The 17,720-nt window shown below is 72.1% G+C and carries 20 protein-coding genes; 8 read left to right on the top strand and 12 right to left on the bottom strand.

The genetic code is table 11. The annotated features are described in order from the left end of the window. Positions 1–36: 36 nt before the first annotated feature. The 3 genes from ACIGHB_RS23150 to ACIGHB_RS23140 all read right to left on the bottom strand — a co-directional run bounded on the left by ACIGHB_RS23150 (position 37) and on the right by ACIGHB_RS23140 (position 2,587). A complete protein-coding gene (locus ACIGHB_RS23150; protein ID WP_399915531.1) occupies positions 37–1,650 on the bottom strand; it encodes a GNAT family N-acetyltransferase in 1,614 nt (537 codons plus the stop codon). 117 nt (positions 1,651–1,767) lie between these two features. Next, complete coding sequence (locus ACIGHB_RS23145; protein WP_399915529.1) at positions 1,768–1,974, bottom strand: hypothetical protein; 207 nt, start codon at positions 1,972–1,974, stop codon at positions 1,768–1,770. A gap of 241 nt (positions 1,975–2,215) precedes the next feature. Then, positions 2,216–2,587, bottom strand: coding sequence for an ArsR/SmtB family transcription factor (locus ACIGHB_RS23140; protein WP_399915527.1), 372 nt, complete (start codon positions 2,585–2,587; stop codon positions 2,216–2,218). Positions 2,588–2,681: 94 nt separating this feature from the next. On the opposite strand from ACIGHB_RS23140, the gene ACIGHB_RS23135 reads away from it, so the two are divergent. After that, a complete protein-coding gene (locus tag ACIGHB_RS23135; protein WP_399915525.1) occupies positions 2,682–3,743 on the top strand; it encodes a permease in 1,062 nt (353 codons plus the stop codon). A gap of 106 nt (positions 3,744–3,849) precedes the next feature. On the opposite strand, the gene ACIGHB_RS23130 is transcribed toward ACIGHB_RS23135, so the two are convergent. Then, positions 3,850–4,161 carry an ArsR/SmtB family transcription factor gene (locus ACIGHB_RS23130; protein WP_399915522.1) on the bottom strand — a complete coding sequence of 104 codons (312 nt, stop codon included), beginning with the start codon at positions 4,159–4,161 and terminating at the stop codon, positions 3,850–3,852. Positions 4,162–4,366: 205 nt separating this feature from the next. Here ACIGHB_RS23130 and ACIGHB_RS23125 point away from each other — a divergent pair, with 205 nt between their 5' ends. Then, positions 4,367–4,540, top strand: coding sequence for a hypothetical protein (locus ACIGHB_RS23125; protein WP_399915520.1), 174 nt, complete (start codon positions 4,367–4,369; stop codon positions 4,538–4,540). A 55-nt stretch (positions 4,541–4,595) separates the two neighbouring features. Next, positions 4,596–5,801 (top strand): pyridoxal phosphate-dependent aminotransferase, encoded by a 1,206-nt coding sequence (locus tag ACIGHB_RS23120; RefSeq protein WP_399915518.1) that lies wholly within the window; start codon positions 4,596–4,598, stop codon positions 5,799–5,801. 65 nt (positions 5,802–5,866) lie between these two features. Here ACIGHB_RS23120 and ACIGHB_RS23115 read toward each other — a convergent pair whose 3' ends face one another. Together ACIGHB_RS23115 and ACIGHB_RS23110 are read right to left on the bottom strand one after the other, a co-directional pair. Further along, a complete protein-coding gene (locus tag ACIGHB_RS23115) occupies positions 5,867–6,598 on the bottom strand; it encodes a TIGR02391 family protein (protein WP_399915516.1) in 732 nt (243 codons plus the stop codon). A gap of 44 nt (positions 6,599–6,642) precedes the next feature. After that, a complete protein-coding gene (locus ACIGHB_RS23110; protein ID WP_399915514.1) occupies positions 6,643–7,008 on the bottom strand; it encodes an ArsR/SmtB family transcription factor in 366 nt (121 codons plus the stop codon). Between the two features lie 188 nt (positions 7,009–7,196). On the opposite strand from ACIGHB_RS23110, the gene ACIGHB_RS23105 reads away from it, so the two are divergent. Both ACIGHB_RS23105 and ACIGHB_RS23100 read left to right on the top strand, forming a co-directional pair. After that, a complete protein-coding gene (locus ACIGHB_RS23105) occupies positions 7,197–8,591 on the top strand; it encodes an NAD(P)-binding domain-containing protein (protein ID WP_399915512.1) in 1,395 nt (464 codons plus the stop codon). After that, positions 8,588–9,814, top strand: a complete 1,227-nt coding sequence (locus tag ACIGHB_RS23100) for an MFS transporter (RefSeq protein ID WP_399915509.1) — start codon at positions 8,588–8,590, stop codon at positions 9,812–9,814. Before ACIGHB_RS23105 ends, ACIGHB_RS23100 begins: the two co-directional genes overlap by 4 nt. A 145-nt stretch (positions 9,815–9,959) precedes the next feature. Here the strand turns inward: ACIGHB_RS23100 and ACIGHB_RS23095 are convergent, their stop codons facing one another. The 6 genes from ACIGHB_RS23095 to ACIGHB_RS23070 all read right to left on the bottom strand — a co-directional run bounded on the left by ACIGHB_RS23095 (position 9,960) and on the right by ACIGHB_RS23070 (position 15,399). Further along, positions 9,960–10,340, bottom strand: coding sequence for a hypothetical protein (locus tag ACIGHB_RS23095; RefSeq protein ID WP_399915507.1), 381 nt, complete (start codon positions 10,338–10,340; stop codon positions 9,960–9,962). 103 nt (positions 10,341–10,443) lie between these two features. Then, entirely contained in the window at positions 10,444–12,156 is a 1,713-nt protein-coding gene (locus ACIGHB_RS23090; protein ID WP_399915505.1) for a relaxase/mobilization nuclease domain-containing protein, read from the bottom strand. Beyond that, on the bottom strand, positions 12,153–12,560 hold the full coding sequence (locus tag ACIGHB_RS23085; protein ID WP_399915503.1) for a plasmid mobilization protein: 408 nt from the start codon (positions 12,558–12,560) through the stop codon (positions 12,153–12,155). The genes ACIGHB_RS23090 and ACIGHB_RS23085 overlap by 4 nt, the downstream gene beginning before the upstream one ends. Positions 12,561–12,825: 265 nt before the next feature. Beyond that, positions 12,826–13,740 (bottom strand): DUF2637 domain-containing protein, encoded by a 915-nt coding sequence (locus tag ACIGHB_RS23080; protein WP_399915501.1) that lies wholly within the window; start codon positions 13,738–13,740, stop codon positions 12,826–12,828. Between the two features lie 43 nt (positions 13,741–13,783). Beyond that, a complete protein-coding gene (locus tag ACIGHB_RS23075) occupies positions 13,784–14,482 on the bottom strand; it encodes an ATP-binding protein (protein ID WP_399915660.1) in 699 nt (232 codons plus the stop codon). After that, entirely contained in the window at positions 14,479–15,399 is a 921-nt protein-coding gene (locus tag ACIGHB_RS23070) for a hypothetical protein (protein ID WP_399915658.1), read from the bottom strand. The genes ACIGHB_RS23075 and ACIGHB_RS23070 overlap by 4 nt, the downstream gene beginning before the upstream one ends. A gap of 268 nt (positions 15,400–15,667) precedes the next feature. Here ACIGHB_RS23070 and ACIGHB_RS23065 point away from each other — a divergent pair, with 268 nt between their 5' ends. From ACIGHB_RS23065 to ACIGHB_RS23055, 3 genes are all read left to right on the top strand, one after another. Beyond that, a complete protein-coding gene (locus ACIGHB_RS23065) occupies positions 15,668–15,952 on the top strand; it encodes a helix-turn-helix domain-containing protein (RefSeq protein WP_399915499.1) in 285 nt (94 codons plus the stop codon). A gap of 111 nt (positions 15,953–16,063) precedes the next feature. Then, a complete protein-coding gene (locus ACIGHB_RS23060) occupies positions 16,064–16,276 on the top strand; it encodes a helix-turn-helix transcriptional regulator (protein WP_399915497.1) in 213 nt (70 codons plus the stop codon). After that, positions 16,273–17,715: a tyrosine-type recombinase/integrase gene (locus tag ACIGHB_RS23055; RefSeq protein WP_399915495.1), complete on the top strand. Its 1,443-nt coding sequence runs from the start codon at positions 16,273–16,275 to the stop codon at positions 17,713–17,715. The genes ACIGHB_RS23060 and ACIGHB_RS23055 overlap by 4 nt, the downstream gene beginning before the upstream one ends. Positions 17,716–17,720: the final 5 nt, after the last annotated feature.

Genomic DNA, 17,720 nt, shown 5'->3' with positions numbered 1-17,720 from the left:
GGAACCTGTCGGTCCGGCCGTCGGACCTGGGAGGGGTCAGCCGCAGCAGCCGCCCTCGGGCTGCATCGGCTTGACCGGCTCGTACGCGGTGTTGCCCAGCAGCTTCGCCTTCAGGCGGCCGATCGCGGTCGTCGGCTCCTCCTCGGCCGAGGCGCCCAGCGCCTCGCGGCGGGCCTGGCCGAAGGCGGCGTGCAGCTCGGCGACCTTCGGGCGCAGCGCCGTGTCGGTGACGAGGACGACGGAGCGGATCGGGCGTGGACGGAAACCGCGCAGCCGCTTGGCCTCGTCGGCGCCCGGACCGGCCTCGATGGCGGTGACGCCTTCGGCGTAGGCGTCGCGCAACGGCCGGTCGAGGACGATCTCGAAGTAGACGCCGCTGCGCTCGCCCAGGGCGTCGTAGTCGAAGCCCGCCCACTTCACGAAGAGCCGCTTGCCCTGCTTGACGGTGACGGAGACGGCGACCAGAAGGTCGTCCTTCGTGACCAGGTAGGCCCGCACGTCCGCGCCGCCCTCGACGAGCGCGGTGAGCAGGGCGCCGATGTGCGCCTCGTCCTCGCCGCCACCGTACTTCTGGCGGTTCTGCGTGATCAGCTCGGAGATCCGGCCGATCAGCGGGCGCAGCTCCTCGCGGTCCTTGCGCTCGATGACCGTGCCGGAGTTCGCCGCGCGGTCGCGGTCCTCCTTCACGCGGCGGCGCTTGCGGGCGGGCAGCGACGACAGGTAGGCGTCGTAGCTGTCGTGCTGGAGGTCGAGGACGTTGTTCTCGCCGTGGAAGGCGATGTCGCCGCCGTACGCCTGGAGGGCGAGGGCGAGGACGTCGCTGTAGGCGCTGTCGTTCAGCCACGGGGCGGTGACCGAGCGGATGCCGGCCTCGGCGGCGGCCGGGACGATCCGGTCGATCAGGTCGGCGACGAGGAGCGGGTCCTCGACGGACGCGGTCGCCTCGGAGCGGTAGCCGAGCGGAGAGCCGAGCAGCAGCGACGGGAAGAACGCGTCGGTGCCGAGCGCCTCCACGGTGTCGTTGGTCGAGTCGCAGCAGGACGTGGCCGAGCAGCAGGCCACCGCGCCGTTCTTCGGCTGCCAGCCGAGGTACGTCCGGGGGTCGGCGTCCACGATCGGGTCGGCGTCGAAGACGTACCCCGGCAGGAAGGCGACGTCGCCCTCGCCGCGGTCGGCGACGGTGTGCCAGGGCTTGGCGCCCTCCAGGCTCGCCTCGGTCGCCTTCAGCCAGTCGACCTGCACGTACGGGGCGGGGTCGGTGGCCTGCGGGATGCCGCCGCCGAGCGCCGTGACCGCGTCGTCGAGGGAGAGCCCGGAGCGCACCTCGGCCGGGTCGGCCTGCTCCTCGGCCTGCTGCGGACCGCAGCAGCCGCTCGCGGCGACCGGCTCGGGCTGCGCGGGCCCGCAGCAGCCGGAGGCCGCCTCCGGCTCGGGCTTCTCCTCGGCCTGGGTGCCGCAGCAGCCGGACGCCTCGGCGGGCTCGGGCTCCGGCTCCTTGCTGCCGCAGCAGGTGGAGGCGGGCTCGTCGGCCGTCCCGGCGGGCTCCTCCACGGTCTCGGTGGTCGAGCAGCAGCCGGTGGAGGCGGTCTCGACGACCGGGAGGGGCGCGGGGGGCTCCTCGGCGGTCGAGCTGCAGCAGGTGGTGGCCATGGGGTGCTCTCCTCGTGGGTTCAGCAGGGTATGTCGGGGTGGGGTGGGGTCGTGCGGGTGTGTCCGCGGCCCGGGTCAGGGGCGGAGTGCGGGGGCCCGGAGGGGCCGGGGCGGGGATCAGTCCCAGCCGGCGCCGTTGGTGGAGGGGTCGACGAGGGCCGAGTCCCAGCCGGCGCCGGCGAGCGTGACGGTCGGGGCGGTGTCCCAGCCCGCGCCGGCGAGCGTCGTACCGGCCACCGTGCCTAGGGCCGAGGTGGAGCCGAGTCCGAGGACGGTGACCAGCGCGGCGGCGGCGAGGCGCTTCGAGGTACGCGAAACAGACATGGCTCTCCCCAGGCAAGGACGGTGGATTTCGTTGACCGGCGGCCTCGGCGGCCCGTTTCCGGTGGTCCCGGGGGTGTGTCGTCCTCCCGGTGTTCATGAGTCTGTCCGAGCCCGTCCGGGGGTGGAAGGGATCACCACTGGCAGGAAATACCCCCGGCACGCACCTGCCTGAGAACGCCGGAGGGCCGGTTCGCGCACGTGGGGGGTGCGAGTGAACCGGCCCTCCGGAAAGGGGTGTTGATCAGGCGTTCTGCAGTTGGGGCGCCGGATCGAGCGCCTGGCAGAGCACGCTCATGCTCTCGGGCGCGATGCGGTAGTACGTCTGCCGGCCGCGCCGCTCACGCTCCAGGAACCCGGCCTCGTACAGCACCTTGAGGTGGTGTGTGACGGTCGGCTGGGTGAGTTTGAGCGGCTCGGTCAGGTCGCAGGTGCACGCCTCGCCGTCGGGCCGGGTGCGGATCAGCCCGAGGATGCGGAGGCGTGTGGCGTCCGCGACCACCTTGAGCGCGGCGGCGAGGTCGTCGGCCGCCTCGGGCGTGAGGGGGCCGGCTAGCACGGGGGAGCAGCACAGCTCCGAGATCGGTGTGGGCATACCTGATTCAACGATGGCCATCTATGAATTGTTCCCGGGATCCATTGACAGTCGTCTATGGGTTCCGGCAGTCTCTGACTCATCGACAGCCGTCTATGAATTGCTGGAGCCCTCCGTGTTCGACACCGTCCTCGACGTCCTCTGGCGCACCGCCCAGGACGTGGGCCACTCCCTCGCGGCCAACTGGCCGTTCCTGCTGATCAGCGTGGTCCTGGCCTCGGCCATCCCGGTCTACATCGGCGCCGAGCGGCTCTCCTCCTGGATGCGGCGCAAGACGGCCGTCGCCGTCGTCGGCGCCATCGTCCTCGCGACGCTGACGCCCTTCTGTTCCTGCGGCACGACCGCGGTCGTTCTCGGTGCACTCGCCACCAGCGTCCCGTGGGCCCCGGTGGTCACCTTCATGGTCGCCTCGCCGCTGACCAGCCCGGAGGAGTACGTCTACTCGACCGGCCTCTTCGGTTTCGACTTCGCCACCACCTTCTTCGTCGCGGCGATCGTCGTCGGCCTGTTCGCCGGTCTCCTCACCTGGCTCATCGAGAAGACCGGCTGGCTGAAGGGGCAGGCGCGCCTCACGGCCAACCAGGCCGAGGAGAAGGCGTCCGAGAGCTGCTGCAGCTCCGACGGTGACGCCGAGGGTTCCGAGGGCGGCGTCTCGACCGGCGGCGGCACCCCCGCCGGTGGTGGCGGCCTTGCCCGTACCGCCCTGCTCACCCGCCCTGTCGCCCCGAAGCCCGCTTCGGCGCCCGCCCCGGCCGGTGTCGTCGAGCGCCTGAAGCTGAAGGAGTTCGGGGAGGAGCTGAAGGTCAACTCCAAGCGCCTCGCGATCTACTTCCTGGGCTTCGCCACCCTCGGCTTCCTGATCATCAACTCGATCCCGACGCGCTACCTCACCGAGTTCCTCGGCGACGGCAACATCTTCGCGGTCCCGCTCGCCGCCCTCATCGGTATCCCGGTCTACCTGAACTCCGACGGCTCGCTCCCGCTCGTCGCCACCCTGATGCAGGGCGGCATGGGCCCCGGCCCGGCGCTCGCCTTCCTCATGACCGGCGCGGGCACCAGCATCGGCGCCATCAGCGGAATGCTCCTCATCGCCCGCTGGCGCGTCGTCGCCCTGGTCGTCGGCATCCTCTTCACCGGCGCGGTCGTCCTCGGCTACACGGCCCCGTTCTGGCTCTGACCCCGAAGGGCTGATGCCCCCGCACCCCAGGCATCACCAGCACCACGTAAGACGGCAACGGCCCGCCCCCGGTCTCGGGGGCGGGCCGCAGCCGTGTGCGGGGAGGTCAGCAGCGTGAGGCCGTGCCGACCGCGCTCCGCATCCCCGCGAGCGGGCCCATCAGGTGGTCGATGCGCTCCGGCCGGACGAAGTAGTAGACCTCGTTCGCCCGCCGTTCCGAGGCGAGGATGCCGGCCTCGCGCAGCTTGCGGAGGTGGTGGCTGATGGTCGGCCCCGTCAGGTCGAACTCGGCCGCGATCTCGCCCATGCACACCTCGCCCGCCGGGCAGCACGCCACGATGCTGGCGATGCGCAGGCGCACCGGATCGGCCAGTGCCTTGAACATGGCCGCCCATTCCTCCGCCTGATCGGACGTCATGGGGGAGGAGCAGCAGGATCCGTCCGGGTGGCCTGCGGGTGGCGCGGGGGGAAGGTCGATCATGCGGCCCAATCTGGCCGATACCTGCCGGTCCCGTCCAGGGGTGACCGTCCAGCGGGCGCGCATGAGAATCCATTGACGTTCGTCTATGAGTTCTGTCATGCTCAATGTATCGACGCTCATCTATGAATTGAGGCGAGTTGCCATGTCCGCTCTCCCCACTCCCCTCCGCCAACTCCTCCGGGTTCGCCGCTCCCCGTCCGTCACCGGAGTCCAGTTCTGCGACAGCTGTGCCGAAGTGACCGACCCGGCGGCCCGCGCCGCCGCTCGGCGGCACAGCCAGCAGGCCGCTCTGTCCCTCCACTCCGTGCGGATCTGACCGCACGGACCGGAATCTCCGCCGTACACACCTCCCGAGCCAGTCCGAGGAAGCCGTGACCCCCCTCCGCCCCTCCGCCCGAGCCGCCGCCGTTCCGCCTTCGGCCACGGCCGCGCTCGACGCCCACGCCAAGGCGCTCGCCGCCGCAGGCGCCCCCGTCATCAACCTGACCAGCGGGGAGCCGGCCTTCCCCACCGTCGAACCCGCCGCCCGCGCGGCGGAGCGGGCCATCGCGGACGACTTCACCCGCTACACGCCCGCCGCCGGCATCCCCGAGCTGCGTACGGCGGTCGCCGCCCACCTCAACCGTCACGGCACCGCTTACGAGGCGACGGACGTCGTCGTCACGGCCGGCGCCAAGCAGGCCCTCCACTACGCCTTCACGGCCCTGCTCGAACCGGGCGACGAGGTTCTCGTGCCCGCCCCGTACTGGGTCAGTTATCCCCACCTCGTTGCCCTCGTCGGCGGAACCCTGGTCCCGGTCCACCCCACCCCCGACGCCGGCCTCAAGGTCACGCCCGAGCAGGTGCGGGCCGCGATCTCCGACCGCACGAAGGTCCTGCTTCTCAACAGCCCGGCCAACCCCTCCGGCGTCGTCTACAGCCGAGCCGAGCTGGCCGCCCTCGCCGAAGTCGCCCTCGAACACGACCTCGTCATCGTCAGTGACGAGATCTGCGACCACTGGATCTTCGGCGAAGCCCGTTTCGCCTCCGTCGCCGCCCTCGGCCGCGACATCGCCGCCCGGACCGTCACCATCGGCGGCGTCTCCAAGACCTTCGCCATGACCGGCTGGCGCATCGGCTGGCTCGCCGCCCCGGCCGAACTCGCCTCCGCCGTCGTGGCCCTGCAGAGCCACACCGCCTCCGCGCCCTCCTCCGTCGCGCAGCGCGCGGCGCTCGGTGCTCTGACCGCCGACCTCGCCGTCGAACTGGAGCGCCGTCGCTCCGCCCTCGACGCCCGCCGCCTCGCGACGGTCAAGGCGATCGGCGACATCCCCGGGCTGAAGGTCGACGGTAATCCTGAAGGCGCCTTCTTCCTCCTCGCCGACGTCACCGGCCTGTACGGGAAGACCCGTGCCGGCCGCACCATCGCGTCGGCCGCCGACTTCGCTGAACTCCTCCTGGACGAAGCCCAGGTGGCAGTCGTCCCCGGCGCCGACTTCGCCGCCCCCGGCCATGTCCGCATCTCGTACACGGTCCCGCCCGAGCAGCTCGACGAGGCTCTGGGGCGCCTGGCGGCCTTCGTGGGCGCGCTGACCTGACGATTCCGCGTCGTTCGTACCGGGATAGGGGTGTCGGCCACAACGGCCGACGCCCCTCTTCGGGCTCAGCGCTCTACGGTGGCCGCATCCACCCATCGCGCGAGCACGCTGAAGGCCGCCAACTGCTCCAGCGCCTCGTGCTCGGGAAGCTCGGGCAGGCCGTCCTCGTGACTGTTGGGGTTACGGATGGCCGCGAAGCACCCCTCGGCGAACGCGGCCGCGCCGCGATGCACGCTCTGGAAGGTGCTGCTGCCGTCGTCCGCCCTCAGGCGGAGGCGGGGCTGACCGGGCTTCGGCGCGTCCTTGGAGAAGACGTTGAGGAAGAGCGCCGTTTCGCTGGCGTCCCGCCGGCCCACCTTGTTCTGCGTCTCGGCGTTCACCTTGCGCGCGGCCGCGGTGACCGCCTCGCGGAAGTGCCCGCTCCGCCATAGTGCTCGGGCGCCCTCCCAGGCCCAGGGGTGCATGGTCGCCGCGCTGAGCTGCGGCGCGTCGTCGCCGAGGCGCTCGCGGATCTCCGCGTCCCGCTGGAGAGCGACATCGGCGCGCTGGGCGGCCTCGCGGTGCTGGCACCAGCGGTTCAGTGTCGTGTTGTTCTCCGACGGAACGGTGGTACGCCACGTGGGCAGAATTCGATCCAGGATCTGCTCGATCACTTGGGCGCTCGCGATGATCTCGTCATCGGAACCGCGGGTCTCCAGGTGGAGGCTGATCACATTGGGGATCGACGGCGAGTACATCGTCGTCAGTTCCAGGAACTTGGCGATCTCGGATCGCGCCCAATCGACATCGATGGCCATACCGCCATGATGCGACCGGCCACTGACATCGGGGGCGGGTTCGCTCAGGCTGAGGTCGCCACCGGGCTCAGCAGCGCTCCCATCGCTGCGAGGACCCCCGGCTCCACCCGGTAGTACACCCAGGTGCCGCGCCGCTCGGAGGTGAGCAGCCCGGCCTCCTTCAGCTTCTTCAGGTGGTGGGAGACGGTGGGCTGGGAGACGCCCACGTCGGAGATGTCGCAGACACACGCCTCGCCGCCCTCGTGAGAGGCGACGGCGGAGAAAAGCCGCAGGCGCACCGGGTCGCCGAGTGCCTTGAACATGACCGCGGTCCGCTCCGCCTCCTCGGCCGTCAGCGGGCGCTCCGTGAGCGGCGGGCAGCACGGCTCGACGGCGGGCTGGAGCAGCGGGAGCGCCTTCATGTTCGACATACGCCTATGTTGACACATGTCGAAACAGGTGCCCCCAGGGATTCGCCGGGCCTTGGCGGTGGCGATGTCGAGCGGCCCGCACGACCCCTTGGATTCGATGAATGTCTATGTTGACGTTTATCGATGTCCGATGCATGCTGAGGACGCCAAGACATCGACGGACGTCGAAACATAAGGGGACCCTCGCCATGAACTCCGCCACACCTCAGCTGCCCGTCGTGGTCATCGGAGCCGGTCCCACCGGTCTGGCCGCCGCCGCCCATCTCGTCGAGCACGGCATCGAGCCGCTCGTTCTGGAGGCCGGCCCCACGGCTGCCGCGGCGGTGCGCGAGTGGTCGCACGTCCGGTTGTTCTCCACCTGGGGCGAGCTCACCGACCCGGCCGCCGAGAAGCTCCTCGCCCCTACCGGCTGGACCAGGCCCGACGCGCAGACCTACCCCACCGGCGGCGACTGGGCGGACCGCTACCTCCAGCCCCTCGCCGACGTCCTCGGTGACAAGGTCCGCACCGGCGCCCGGGTCACCGGCGTTTCCCGCGCGGGCCGCGACCGGATCGTCGACGCCGACCGCGACGCCCAGCCGTTCGCCGTCCACGTCACGTACGCCGACGACCGCGAAGAGCGAATCCCCGCCCGCGCCGTCGTCGACGCCTCCGGTACCTGGGCGGTCCCGAGCCCGGCAGGCGCCGACGGCCTCCCGGCACTCGGCGAGCGCGCCGCCGCCGACCGGATCTCGTACCGCGTCCCCAACCTCGACGACCCCGCCGTCCGCGCCCGGTACGCGGGCAGGCGCACCGCCGTCATCGGCTCCGGCGCCTCCGCCTTCACCGCGCTCGCCTCCCTCGCCGCCCTCGCCCGCGAGGAAGAGGGGACGAAGGCACTCTGGATCCTCCGCCGCGGCCTGTCCGGCGCCACCTTCGGCGGCGGCAGCGCCGACCAGCTCCCCGCCCGTGGCGCCCTGGGCCTCGCGGCCAAGGCCGCCGTGGACGACGGCCATGCGGACGCCGTCACCGGCTTCCGTACGCAGGCGATCGAGCGGGACGGCGACGGCCGCCCGGTCCTGGTCGCCGAGGACGGCAGCCGCCTCGACCCGGTCGACGAGGTGATCGCCCTCACCGGCCTGCGCCCCGACCACTCCTTCCTCGGCGAACTCCGCCTCGGCCTGGACGACCGCCTCCAGGCCCCCACCGCCCTCGCCCCGCTCATCGACCCCAACCAGCACTCCTGCGGCACCGTCTACCCCCACGGCCACCGCGAACTCGCCCACCCCGAACAGGGCGTGTACCTCGTCGGCATGAAGTCCTACGGCCGCGCCCCGACCTTCCTCGCCCTCACCGGCTACGAGCAGGTCCGCTCCGTCGCCGCCGCCCTCGCCGGCGACCTCGACTCCGCCGACCGCGTCGAACTCACCCTCCCCGAGACCGGCGTCTGCGGCGGCTCCGGCCTGTACGACACCCCCGAAACCCAGCCCGACGACTCCGCCGGCTGCTGCGCACCGCCGGCGCCTCGGCTCGTACAGCTCGGCGCCCCGGCTGCCCTGCCCCTCGTCACCGAGCAGCCCGCGGGTGGATGCTGCGGCTCGTGACCCGCCTCGACACCCCGCCGCACGGGGCCGCGATCAAGACGAAGGGCTGGTCGCGGCCTCGCGCCGTCCTGCCCGCTCTCTGCGTCACCCAGATCACCAGCTGGGGGATCGTCTACTACGCCTTCCCGGTCCTGAACCCGCAGATCACGGCGGCGACCGGCTGGTCCGCCTCGACGACCATGGCGGCCTTCTCGCTCGCCCTCCTCGTCTCCGGTATCGCGGGCATCCGGGTCGGCCGGATCATCGACCGGCACGGCCCCCGCGCGATCATGACGGCGGGCTCGGTGACCGGAGTCCTGAGCCTGACCGTCGTCGCTCTCGCCCCGAACCTGACGGTGTTCTTCGGCGGGTGGATCCTGGCCGGACTCGCCATGTCCGCCACCTTCTACCAGCCCGCGTTCGCCGCCCTCACCCGCTGGTACGCACCCGACCACGTCCGCGCCCTCACCGTCGTCACCCTCGCCGGCGGCCTGGCCTCCACCGTCTTCGCCCCGCTCACGGCCGTCCTCGCGAACCACTACACCTGGCGGACGACCTACCTCGTCCTCGCCGCGATCCTGGCGGCCCTCACGATCCCGGCCCACGCCTTCGCCCTCCGCGCCCCCTGGCCACCTGCCCCACCCGCGCCGACCGCACCCGGCCACACCCCCCGCGCGGTCATCCGAAGCCGTCCCTTCCTCCTCCTCGGGCTCGCCCTCACCCTCTCCGCGTTCGCGATGTACGCGGTGGTCGTCACCCTCGTCCCTCTCCTCGTGGAACGCGGCTACACCACCGCCCAGGCCGCCTGGGTCCTCGGCCTCGGCGGCGCCGGCCAGACCCTCGGCCGCACCCTCTACGCCTCACTGGCCCGCCACACCGGCACGACCACGCGCACGGTCGCCCTCATCGCCCTCGGCAGCCTGACCACCGCCGCCCTGGCCGTCACCCCCGGCCCGTACGGCCTGCTGATTGTCGTCTCGGTCGTCGCCGGCATGGTCCGGGGCAACCTCACCCTCCTCCAGGCCACCGCCGTCACCGACCGCTGGGGCACCCGCCACTACGGCCGCCTCTCCGGCCTCCTCGGAGCCCCGGCGATGACCGCCTCCGCCCTGGCCCCCTTCGCGGCGGCGGCCCTCGCGCCGATCTTTGGCGGCTACCCGGTCCTGTTCCTGATGCTGGCGGCCCTGGCGGGCGCCGCCGCCGTGATCGTCACCGGCTCGACGCCCAAGGGCCGGGTCGAATGACCGCGGGCGGCTCCAGGAGGGACAGCGAACGGCCGGTGGCGGGGAGATTCCCCGCCACCGGCCGTACGGAAGTCGGTGCGCGCTGTTCAGGACTTTCGCGAGGAGGGCGACGAAGCCCTGGCGGTGATTGCTTCCGGGGCGCCCGTCAGAAGGCGTACGCGGTGAAAGGGCGAGCGGATTCGGTCATGAGCCCGAGCAGGCGATTGAATTCGGCCCGCTCTTCCTCCGTCATCAGGGCGTGGGCGTTGCCGAGGTTCTTCTCTTCGAGCTGGTCCATGAACGGGGCGAGGAAACGCTGGATGGCTTCGGGCGCTTCCGCGTACGGCCGGACGTACTTCAGGTAGCGCGCGTGCTGTGCCTCCAGTTCCTCCAGGTCGGCGCGGGTGGCGCTGAAGATCAGGGTCCGCTCCTCCTCGGTGAAGGGGCGGCCGTCACGGTGGGACCAGGTGCCGGTTTCGCGGAAGTGCTGGAAGTTCGCGTCGCAGAGCAGGGCAACGATCTCGGGGCGGGCTTCGGGCTGGGGCATAGGGGATTCCTTCCGGGTTCGGTTCGGAAGGCCAATTGTTGGGAGAATCGCCGGTTAGGCTAACCGGCGATTCTGGGCTATGTTTCCGCCTCGATTCCGCGGCTCAGCGCCGTCGCCTGGGCCTGTTCGCGCCCCGGGTGCCAAGGTGTTCTGCCCGTTCCGGCGAGGAGACGAAGGAAGCGCCTCGTGTGCGCCGGCCAGGGGCGTTCTGGGGATCCGCGGGGAGGCCGGCCATCCGCCGCAGCCTCCACACGAGCACATCGCTCATGCGTTCCGCCGTGTCCAACTCCCGACGAGCGGCGGCCTGCGCGAGCAGGGCGGTGGAGTCGTGCCCCGCGGTCAGGACCTCGTCGAGCGTGGCCGCGAGGGCGGGCCAGCCAGGTTCGGCGAGGACCCGGTCGGCCAGTTCGGGCAGGGCGTGGCGTACGGCGCCGGCGTGGTGGCGCTGCCAGGACGGGGCGAGGCGGCGTCCCCGCTCGTTGAGCAGTGCCATGGGGCGCTGGGCCGCGGACGAGTAGGCGGCGCGGAGGTGTTCGGCGGCCCGGCGGGCGGCTTCGGCCTGCTGGGCGTGCTGCTTCCTGGCGTGCCAGTGCGCGGCGGCGACCGCGAGGAAGACCAGGGTGTCGATGACCATGGCCGTGGTGGCACCGTCCTCGCCCCGGCCGAGGGCCGGGCCCCCGTGGACGAGGTCGCGGGCGGCCTCGCGAAGGGCGTGGTCGTGCCCTCGTACGGCTCGGACGTGGGAGCGGGAGGCGCGCTCGAACGCGGTGGCTGCGGCGCGGAGTTCGTCGCGGGTATGAGCGGCGGAGGACTTGGCGAGGGCGTCGAGGACCTCCCCGGTGGCGGCGATCTGCGCGGCGGCCATGCCGTCGTCTCCGTGGTCGATGACGAGCAGGGCTTGCCAGGCGGCGCCGGTGGCGCGTCGGCGGGCGGACGCGGGCCCCGTCACCGGTGGGGGCGACTGTGGGCCGGTATCGCCTGGGCCCTGGGTCCAGCGTTCGCGGATGCGGGGCAGGGAGAGGTCGGGGGCCAGCTTGGAGCCGGAGTAGAAGACCGGTTGGCCGTTGCCGTTGCGGTCGCCGGGGAGGGCGACGGTGTAGCCGAGGGTGTCGCCGGAGGGTGCGATGCGGCGCCGGACGAGCAGCCCTGCCGAGACCAGGCGGTCGAAGAACTCCTCCTCGCTCGCGGTACCGGCCGCCGAGCGGCGGACCGTTTCGCGCAGTTCCTCGCGTGTGGTCCGCTGCCGGCCCTGGCGTTCGGCCTTGTGGCGTTCGGCGCTGGTGGGCCGTTTGGCGGCGGTGCCGTCGCCGGCGGCCACGCGGTGGAGCCCGTAGTCGACTTCGATCTGGCGGCATTCGGTCTGGGCGCGCTTGCCGGAGCGGTGGTGGTCGGGACGGCGGCCGTCCTCGCGGACGAGGGTGGCGACGAGGTGGATGTGGTCGTCGGCGTGACGGACGGCGGCCCAGCGGCAGCCGGCGCCGTCGCCGGGGTCGATGCCGGTGGCGGTGATGACGCGGCGGGCGATGTCGGCCCACTCGTCGTCGGTGAGGGTGCGGTCGCCACGGGCCGCGCGGACGGAGGCGTGCCACACGTGAGTGGCGGGACGGGTGCCGTCGGGGAGGAGGAGCAGGGGTTCGTCCAGGAGCTGGGCGAGGTCGCGGAGGGTTGCCTCCGGGTCGCGGCCGGGGTCGGGGGCGAGGCCGTTGAAGGAGGCGACGAGGTGAGGGTCGGTGTGCTCCTCGCGGCGGCCGGGGCCGTAGAGGTAGGCGAGCAGGCGGGCGGTGTTGCGGCCCTGCTCGTGGATGCGGGGGATCAAGCGGCGGTGCCTTCGGAGAGCGGGCCTGTGAGGCGGGAGGTGACGTGGCGGACGGCGTCGACGGCGCATCGGACGGCGGCGAGGGTGTCTTCCAGGCCGTCGGGGTAGGTGCCGCTGTTGAGTGCGCGAGCGGCCTGGTTGAGGTTGTTGTTCGCCTGCCCGAGCTGGCGTCGGAGTGCGAACAGGGCGGTCAGCGCGTCTTGGCGGGTGGCGATGGCGGCGGCGGTGCGGTCGAGGTCGCGGGCGGCGGCGAGTCCGCTGTGGGCGAGGAAGCCGGCGACGCTCATGCCGACCGCTTCGGCGCCGGCGGCGACGGTCGCGTGCTCGGCGTCGCTGAGACGGACGCTGTGCGCGCGGCGCTGCGTACGGGCGCGGACACGGGACTTGCCCCGGCGGTGCCGCACCGGCTGCGGACCGCCCCCGGCCGCAGCCCCACCCTCCCGCGTCCCCCGGCGCGGGAGGGAGCCCGCCACCCCCGGGGCGGGCACCGGTTCGGACGCGCCCCCGACGGGGGAGTGTCCGAACCTCCAACTTGCTCCGCCCGGGGCAGGGTCCGTCTCCACCCGCGGCTGGGTGGTGGGAGCTTCGGCGTGGCTGTCGTGCATCAGGGGTTCCTTCGGAGTGAGTGCTGGGTGCGGGCGTTCTGGCGGGTGGGGAGCGGCGGGTGCGTCAGGCTGTGGATGCCAGGTCCTTGGTGACGGCCGCCTCCTCCAGGACCGCGTCGACGGCCTTCTTGGCCCGGGTCCGGTCGACGGTGTAGCCCTGCGCGCGGGCTGCGTTCTCCACGGGAGTGCGGGAGACGTGGCCGGTCTCGCTGCGGATCTGGCGCGCGAGCTCCAAGAGGTACGCCTCCGTGGCCCTCGGCTTGCGACCGCCGAAGCTCGGCGCCGCCTTCCCCGACTGCGCGGTGGCGGGAAGAGGCGCCTTGGCGGATGTGGCAGGGGTGACGGGTGTGGCGGGCACGGTCTGTGTGGCCGCCGCTGGCGGAGTTGGCGGTTCCGGCGCGGGCTTGGCGGTTGTGGTGGTGGCGGCGGACTCGGCATGGCCGGTGAGCGTGGCGTTGGCGGCGTGCTTGGCGGTCGGCGGTGGCGGTTCACTGCTGGGCGCCGTGGCGGTTGGCGGTTCGGGGGCCGCCGGCTTGTTGGCGGTGAGGTGGCGGTTGATGACGAGGTAGAGGTGGACGGCGCCGGCGAGGGCGAGCGGTGCGGTGGCGGACAGGGCGCCGACGGTGGCGTTGTTGAGGTGGAGGCGGGCCTGTTCGTTGAGGCGGATGGCGTGCAGGGCGTTGGCCCAGATGCTCGTGCCGGTCGCCAGGGTGACGAGCGTCCACACGTACAGGCGGGAGCGGAGCGGGGCGGTACGCAGGATGAGCAGGGCGGTGACGCCGAGGGCGATGAAGCCGTCGATGACGAGGGGGAAGAGGTAGGTCAGCGGTCCGCTGATGTGGGCGGCGACGGCCATCTGCCGCAGGGCGTCGTACGAGAGGACGAAGCCGACGGCGGCGATCAGGGTGATCCCCGTGAGGAGGGGGCGGCCCCATCGTTCGGAGGCGGGGCGTATCAGGGCAGGGGAGGGCAAGGGCACGGGCTCCGAGGGGGTGTACGAGGGGTGGGGCGGGAGGCGACGGTCAGCCGAGGGGTCTGGGACGGCGCCGGTCGGGCCCGTCGAGGGTGACGCGCTCGGTCATTTGGGCCAGGCGGGAGGCGACGCGGTCGCCGAGGGCCGTGCGCAGCGCGTCGGTGGTGAGGTTGCTGGTGATCAGGGTGGGGCGCAGGTGCTCGTACCGGTGGTTGATCAGCCGGTAGGTGAGCTCCTCGGTCCACTCGCTGGTCTTCGCCGCGCCGAGGTCGTCCAGGAGCAGCAGCGGGCAGCGCATCAGACTCTGCAGGTCGCGCTCGCTGTCGAAGCCTGGGCGCGGGCGCAGGCGGGCGTACAGGTCGGCGGCGGTGACGGCCTCCCAACGCAGGCGGACCCCGGCGGCGAGCAGGCTGCGGATGGCGCCGTACGCCTGGTGGGTCTTGCCGGTGCCGGTCGGACCGACGATCCGCAGCGAGGGTCCCTCCGCGATGCCCGGGGCGCCGGCGGGGCCGGGGCGTCCGGCGTGGGCGATCGCGTCCACCCAGACGGTGACCTGGGGGTGGTCGGCGAGGGCGTGCCGGAAGCGGGCGGGGATACGGGCCTCGGCCAGCTCCAGCGCGGTGACCGGCTCGGGCATCGGCTCCTGCGCTGCGGCCTCGGGGGCGATGCCGCGCTGGGCCAGGATGTCGCCGAGGCGGCCGGTGATCCGGGCGGGCTGCTGTGGGTCGCGGGTGAGGGTGGCGGTCAGAGGTCGCCTCCGTAGGCAGCGGCGGGGTCGGCAGGGTTGGTCCACGGCCTGTGGGCAGCGGCGACGGGGGTGGCGTTCATGGCCTCGTGCACGAGACTGGGCAGGGTGCTGGGGTGCAGGCCCTTGGCGCGGTGGAGGTTGAGGCCGGCTCGGATGTGGTCCGGGGCGATGCCCTCGGCGAGGAGCTTCTTCACCTCGCGGCCGAGGTGACCGAGCACGTCCTGCGGCGGGCGATGGGGGCACGCGGCGGCGTACTCGCCGATCAGATCCTTCACCGAGACCGAGTCGGGCGCGGGGGCGCTGGCGCCCCCCAACGGGGTAGATCCTAGATCCCTGTTCCTAGGTCCTAGATCCGGACGGTGAGGGCTCACGGAGGGCTCGGTGAGTCCTCCGTGAGGCTGCGGCGAGTACTCATGGAAACGGTCATGACCTGCGGATTCGCCGTTCACGGAGGGCTCGGTCAATCCTCCCGGTCGTGTCACGGAGGGCTCAGTGAGCCCTCCCGGACGACTCGCGGAAGTCTCCGCGAGGGCTCCCCGCGTCTGCGGTGAGGGCTCACGCGGAATCCCGAGATCGTGGTGCGGGCACGGGGGAGTGCGGACTCCGCTGGGCCGGTTGATCTTCTGGTGCTGGGCGAAGGTGACGATGTGCAGGTACCGCTTGCCGTCCCCGCCCTCGTACCGGCAGATCAGCCCGGCGACGTCCAGCTGGATCAGGTCGTCCTCGACCGCCTCCGGGCCGTGCTCGCGGCGCAGTGACCACAGCTGCCCGGCGATGACAGCGGCCTGGTCGCGGAACCGGCCCTGGTCGTCGGCCTGGGTGAGCAGCCCGAAGAAGGTCCGCTCGGCGGACAGGGACACCGCCGCGAGAGACTCGGACGAGAACGCCTCGGGCTTGATGGTGCGGATACGGGCGATGGCGATCGACCACCTTTCGGGAGGGGGAGGGGAATCCGGTGTCGCCGGGGTGCATGGCCAACACAGCCACACCTGGTGCGCAGAAGTCCAGACTCTTCTAGGAATTCTGAGCAACTTTCCGGCGTACCGCGCCGACGGGTTCGGTCACTGTAGGGCCGAATTCCCGGTTGGCGAAATCGCCGCAGGAAATCGCTATGCGGTCCGCATCGCTCACGGCAGACAGGAATGTCCTTCCGGACCGGCCGGCGCGCAAGCTACAACACCACCCATGCCGCCACGCCCCCTCGCCATCGGACCCGCCGGACACGCCGCCGCCCACGCCATCGAGCGCACCCGCACTGCCCGCGGCTACTCCCAGCGCCAGCTCGCCGCCCGCGTCACCGCACTCGGCCGGCCCATGACCTTCACCGCGCTCTCCCGCATCGAACGCACCGTCCGCCGCTGCGACATCGACGACCTCGTCGCCATCGCCGCAGCCCTCGGAATCGCCCCGCAGACGCTTCTCGCCAGCGCCCTCACGTGCTCAGGGACGGCCGGGCTGGGCGAAACATAGCCGACGATCCCCGGTTTCCCTAACCGGGGATTCTCCGGATCATTGTGCGTCCCGGAACGCCCATCGTGCCGGTCCCTGCCAGAGCCATGCCCTTTTCCCGGAGGAGACACCTTGCGCCGACCCCCGATAACCGCCACCCGCCGCTCCGAAGAAAAGCTCACCGTCGACGAGCTCTGCGAAGAACTCCGCATTTCCCGGTCGACCTTCTACGACTGGCGCCAGAAAGGCCGCGCGCCCCGCTGCGTGAAACTCCCGAACGGCAGCCTGCGCGTCCGCCGCAGCGACCTGGAGAACTGGCTCACCGACTGTGAGGTCGCTGCGTGACCAACCGGTCCTACAAGGTCCGCTTCTACAAGACGGAGGTCTACGCCGGGAAGCGCGGCACCACCTACACCGTCCGCTGGTCGGTCGACGGCCGGCGACACGGCGAGACGTTCAAGAAGAGCGCGCTCGCCGAGTCCTTCCGCGCCACCCTGCTCGTCGCCGCCAACAACGGCGAGCCCTTCGACCTGGACACGGGTCGGCCCGTCTCCCACGCCGCGCCGTCCACTGAAATCACCTGGTACGACTTCGTCCTCCAGTACGTCGACATGAAGTGGCCCCGCATCTCGGCGAACAACCGCATCAGTACCGCCAAGGCCCTGACCAAGGCCACGCTCGCCCTCCTCCGGGCCGAACCCGTCCAGTACGAGGGCGTCGACGTCCGCAAGGCGCTGCGCGAGTACGCCTTCAACAAGAACCGCCGGGACGAGGCCCCGTCCGAGTACCGGGCGATCCTGGCGTGGGTCCGCCGCAACTCGCTCCCGATGAGCGCCTGGGAGGACACCAAGCACGTCGACGCCGTCCTCCACGCGCTCGACACCGTCCTCGACGGCACCCCGGCCGCCGCCAGCTCCGCCAAGCGCTACCGCCGCATCCTCAACGTGGCCCTGCGCCACGCCGTCCGCCAGAACATCCTCCGGGCCAACCCCATGCCCAAGGGAAAGGAGGAGAACGCCGCCCCGAAAACCTCCGGCGCCGTCGACAAGCGCTCCCTTCTCAACCCCCACCAGGTGGCCGCCCTGCTCACCTGGATCGCCGCCCGCCCCCGCACCGGCCACCGCCTCACCGTCTTCTTCGCGGCCCTGTACTACGCGGGCCTCCGCCCGGAGGAAGCGGTCGCTCTGCGGGTCGAGGACGCCGTCCTCCCGGAGGCCGGCTGGGGCGAGCTCCGTGTCCACACCGCGGAACCCGAGGTCGGCAGCCACTGGACCGACGACGGCGAGACCCACGAGACCCGCCACCTCAAGGGCCGGGCATCCGGCGACACCCGCACCGTCCCCGTCCACCCCGACCTGGCCAGGAGCCTCAGGGCCCTGATCGAGCGCGAACAGCTCAAGCCCGGTGCCCTCCTCTTCCCCGGAGAGAAGGGCGGCCTCCTGGCCGGCTCGGTCTACCGCCGCATCTGGGCCAAGGCCCGCAAGGCCGTCCTCCCCGAGCACGAGTACCACTCGCCCGTCGGCAAGCGCGTGTACGACCTCCGCCACACCTGCCTCACGACCTGGCTCAACAACGGCATCCCACCCGCCCAGGTCGCCGACTGGGCCGGCAACAGCGTCCCGGTCCTGCTCTCCACCTACGCCCGCTGCATCACCGGCCAGATCGCGGAGCTCCAGGTACGCATCGAGGGTCCCCAGTCACTGCCCGGGATGCCGATGCTGCCCGTGACGGCCGACGTACCGAAGCCCCGTTCCGCGGCGAGCAGCGCGGGGCGTATCCGTTGACGGTC

It is taken from the genome of Streptomyces sp. NPDC085460 (genome assembly GCF_044541975.1).
Taxonomy (GTDB): Bacteria; Actinomycetota; Actinomycetes; order Streptomycetales; family Streptomycetaceae; genus Streptomyces.
The sequence above is the reverse complement of the archived record's forward strand: the minus strand, read 5'-3'. Positions and strand labels throughout refer to the sequence as shown.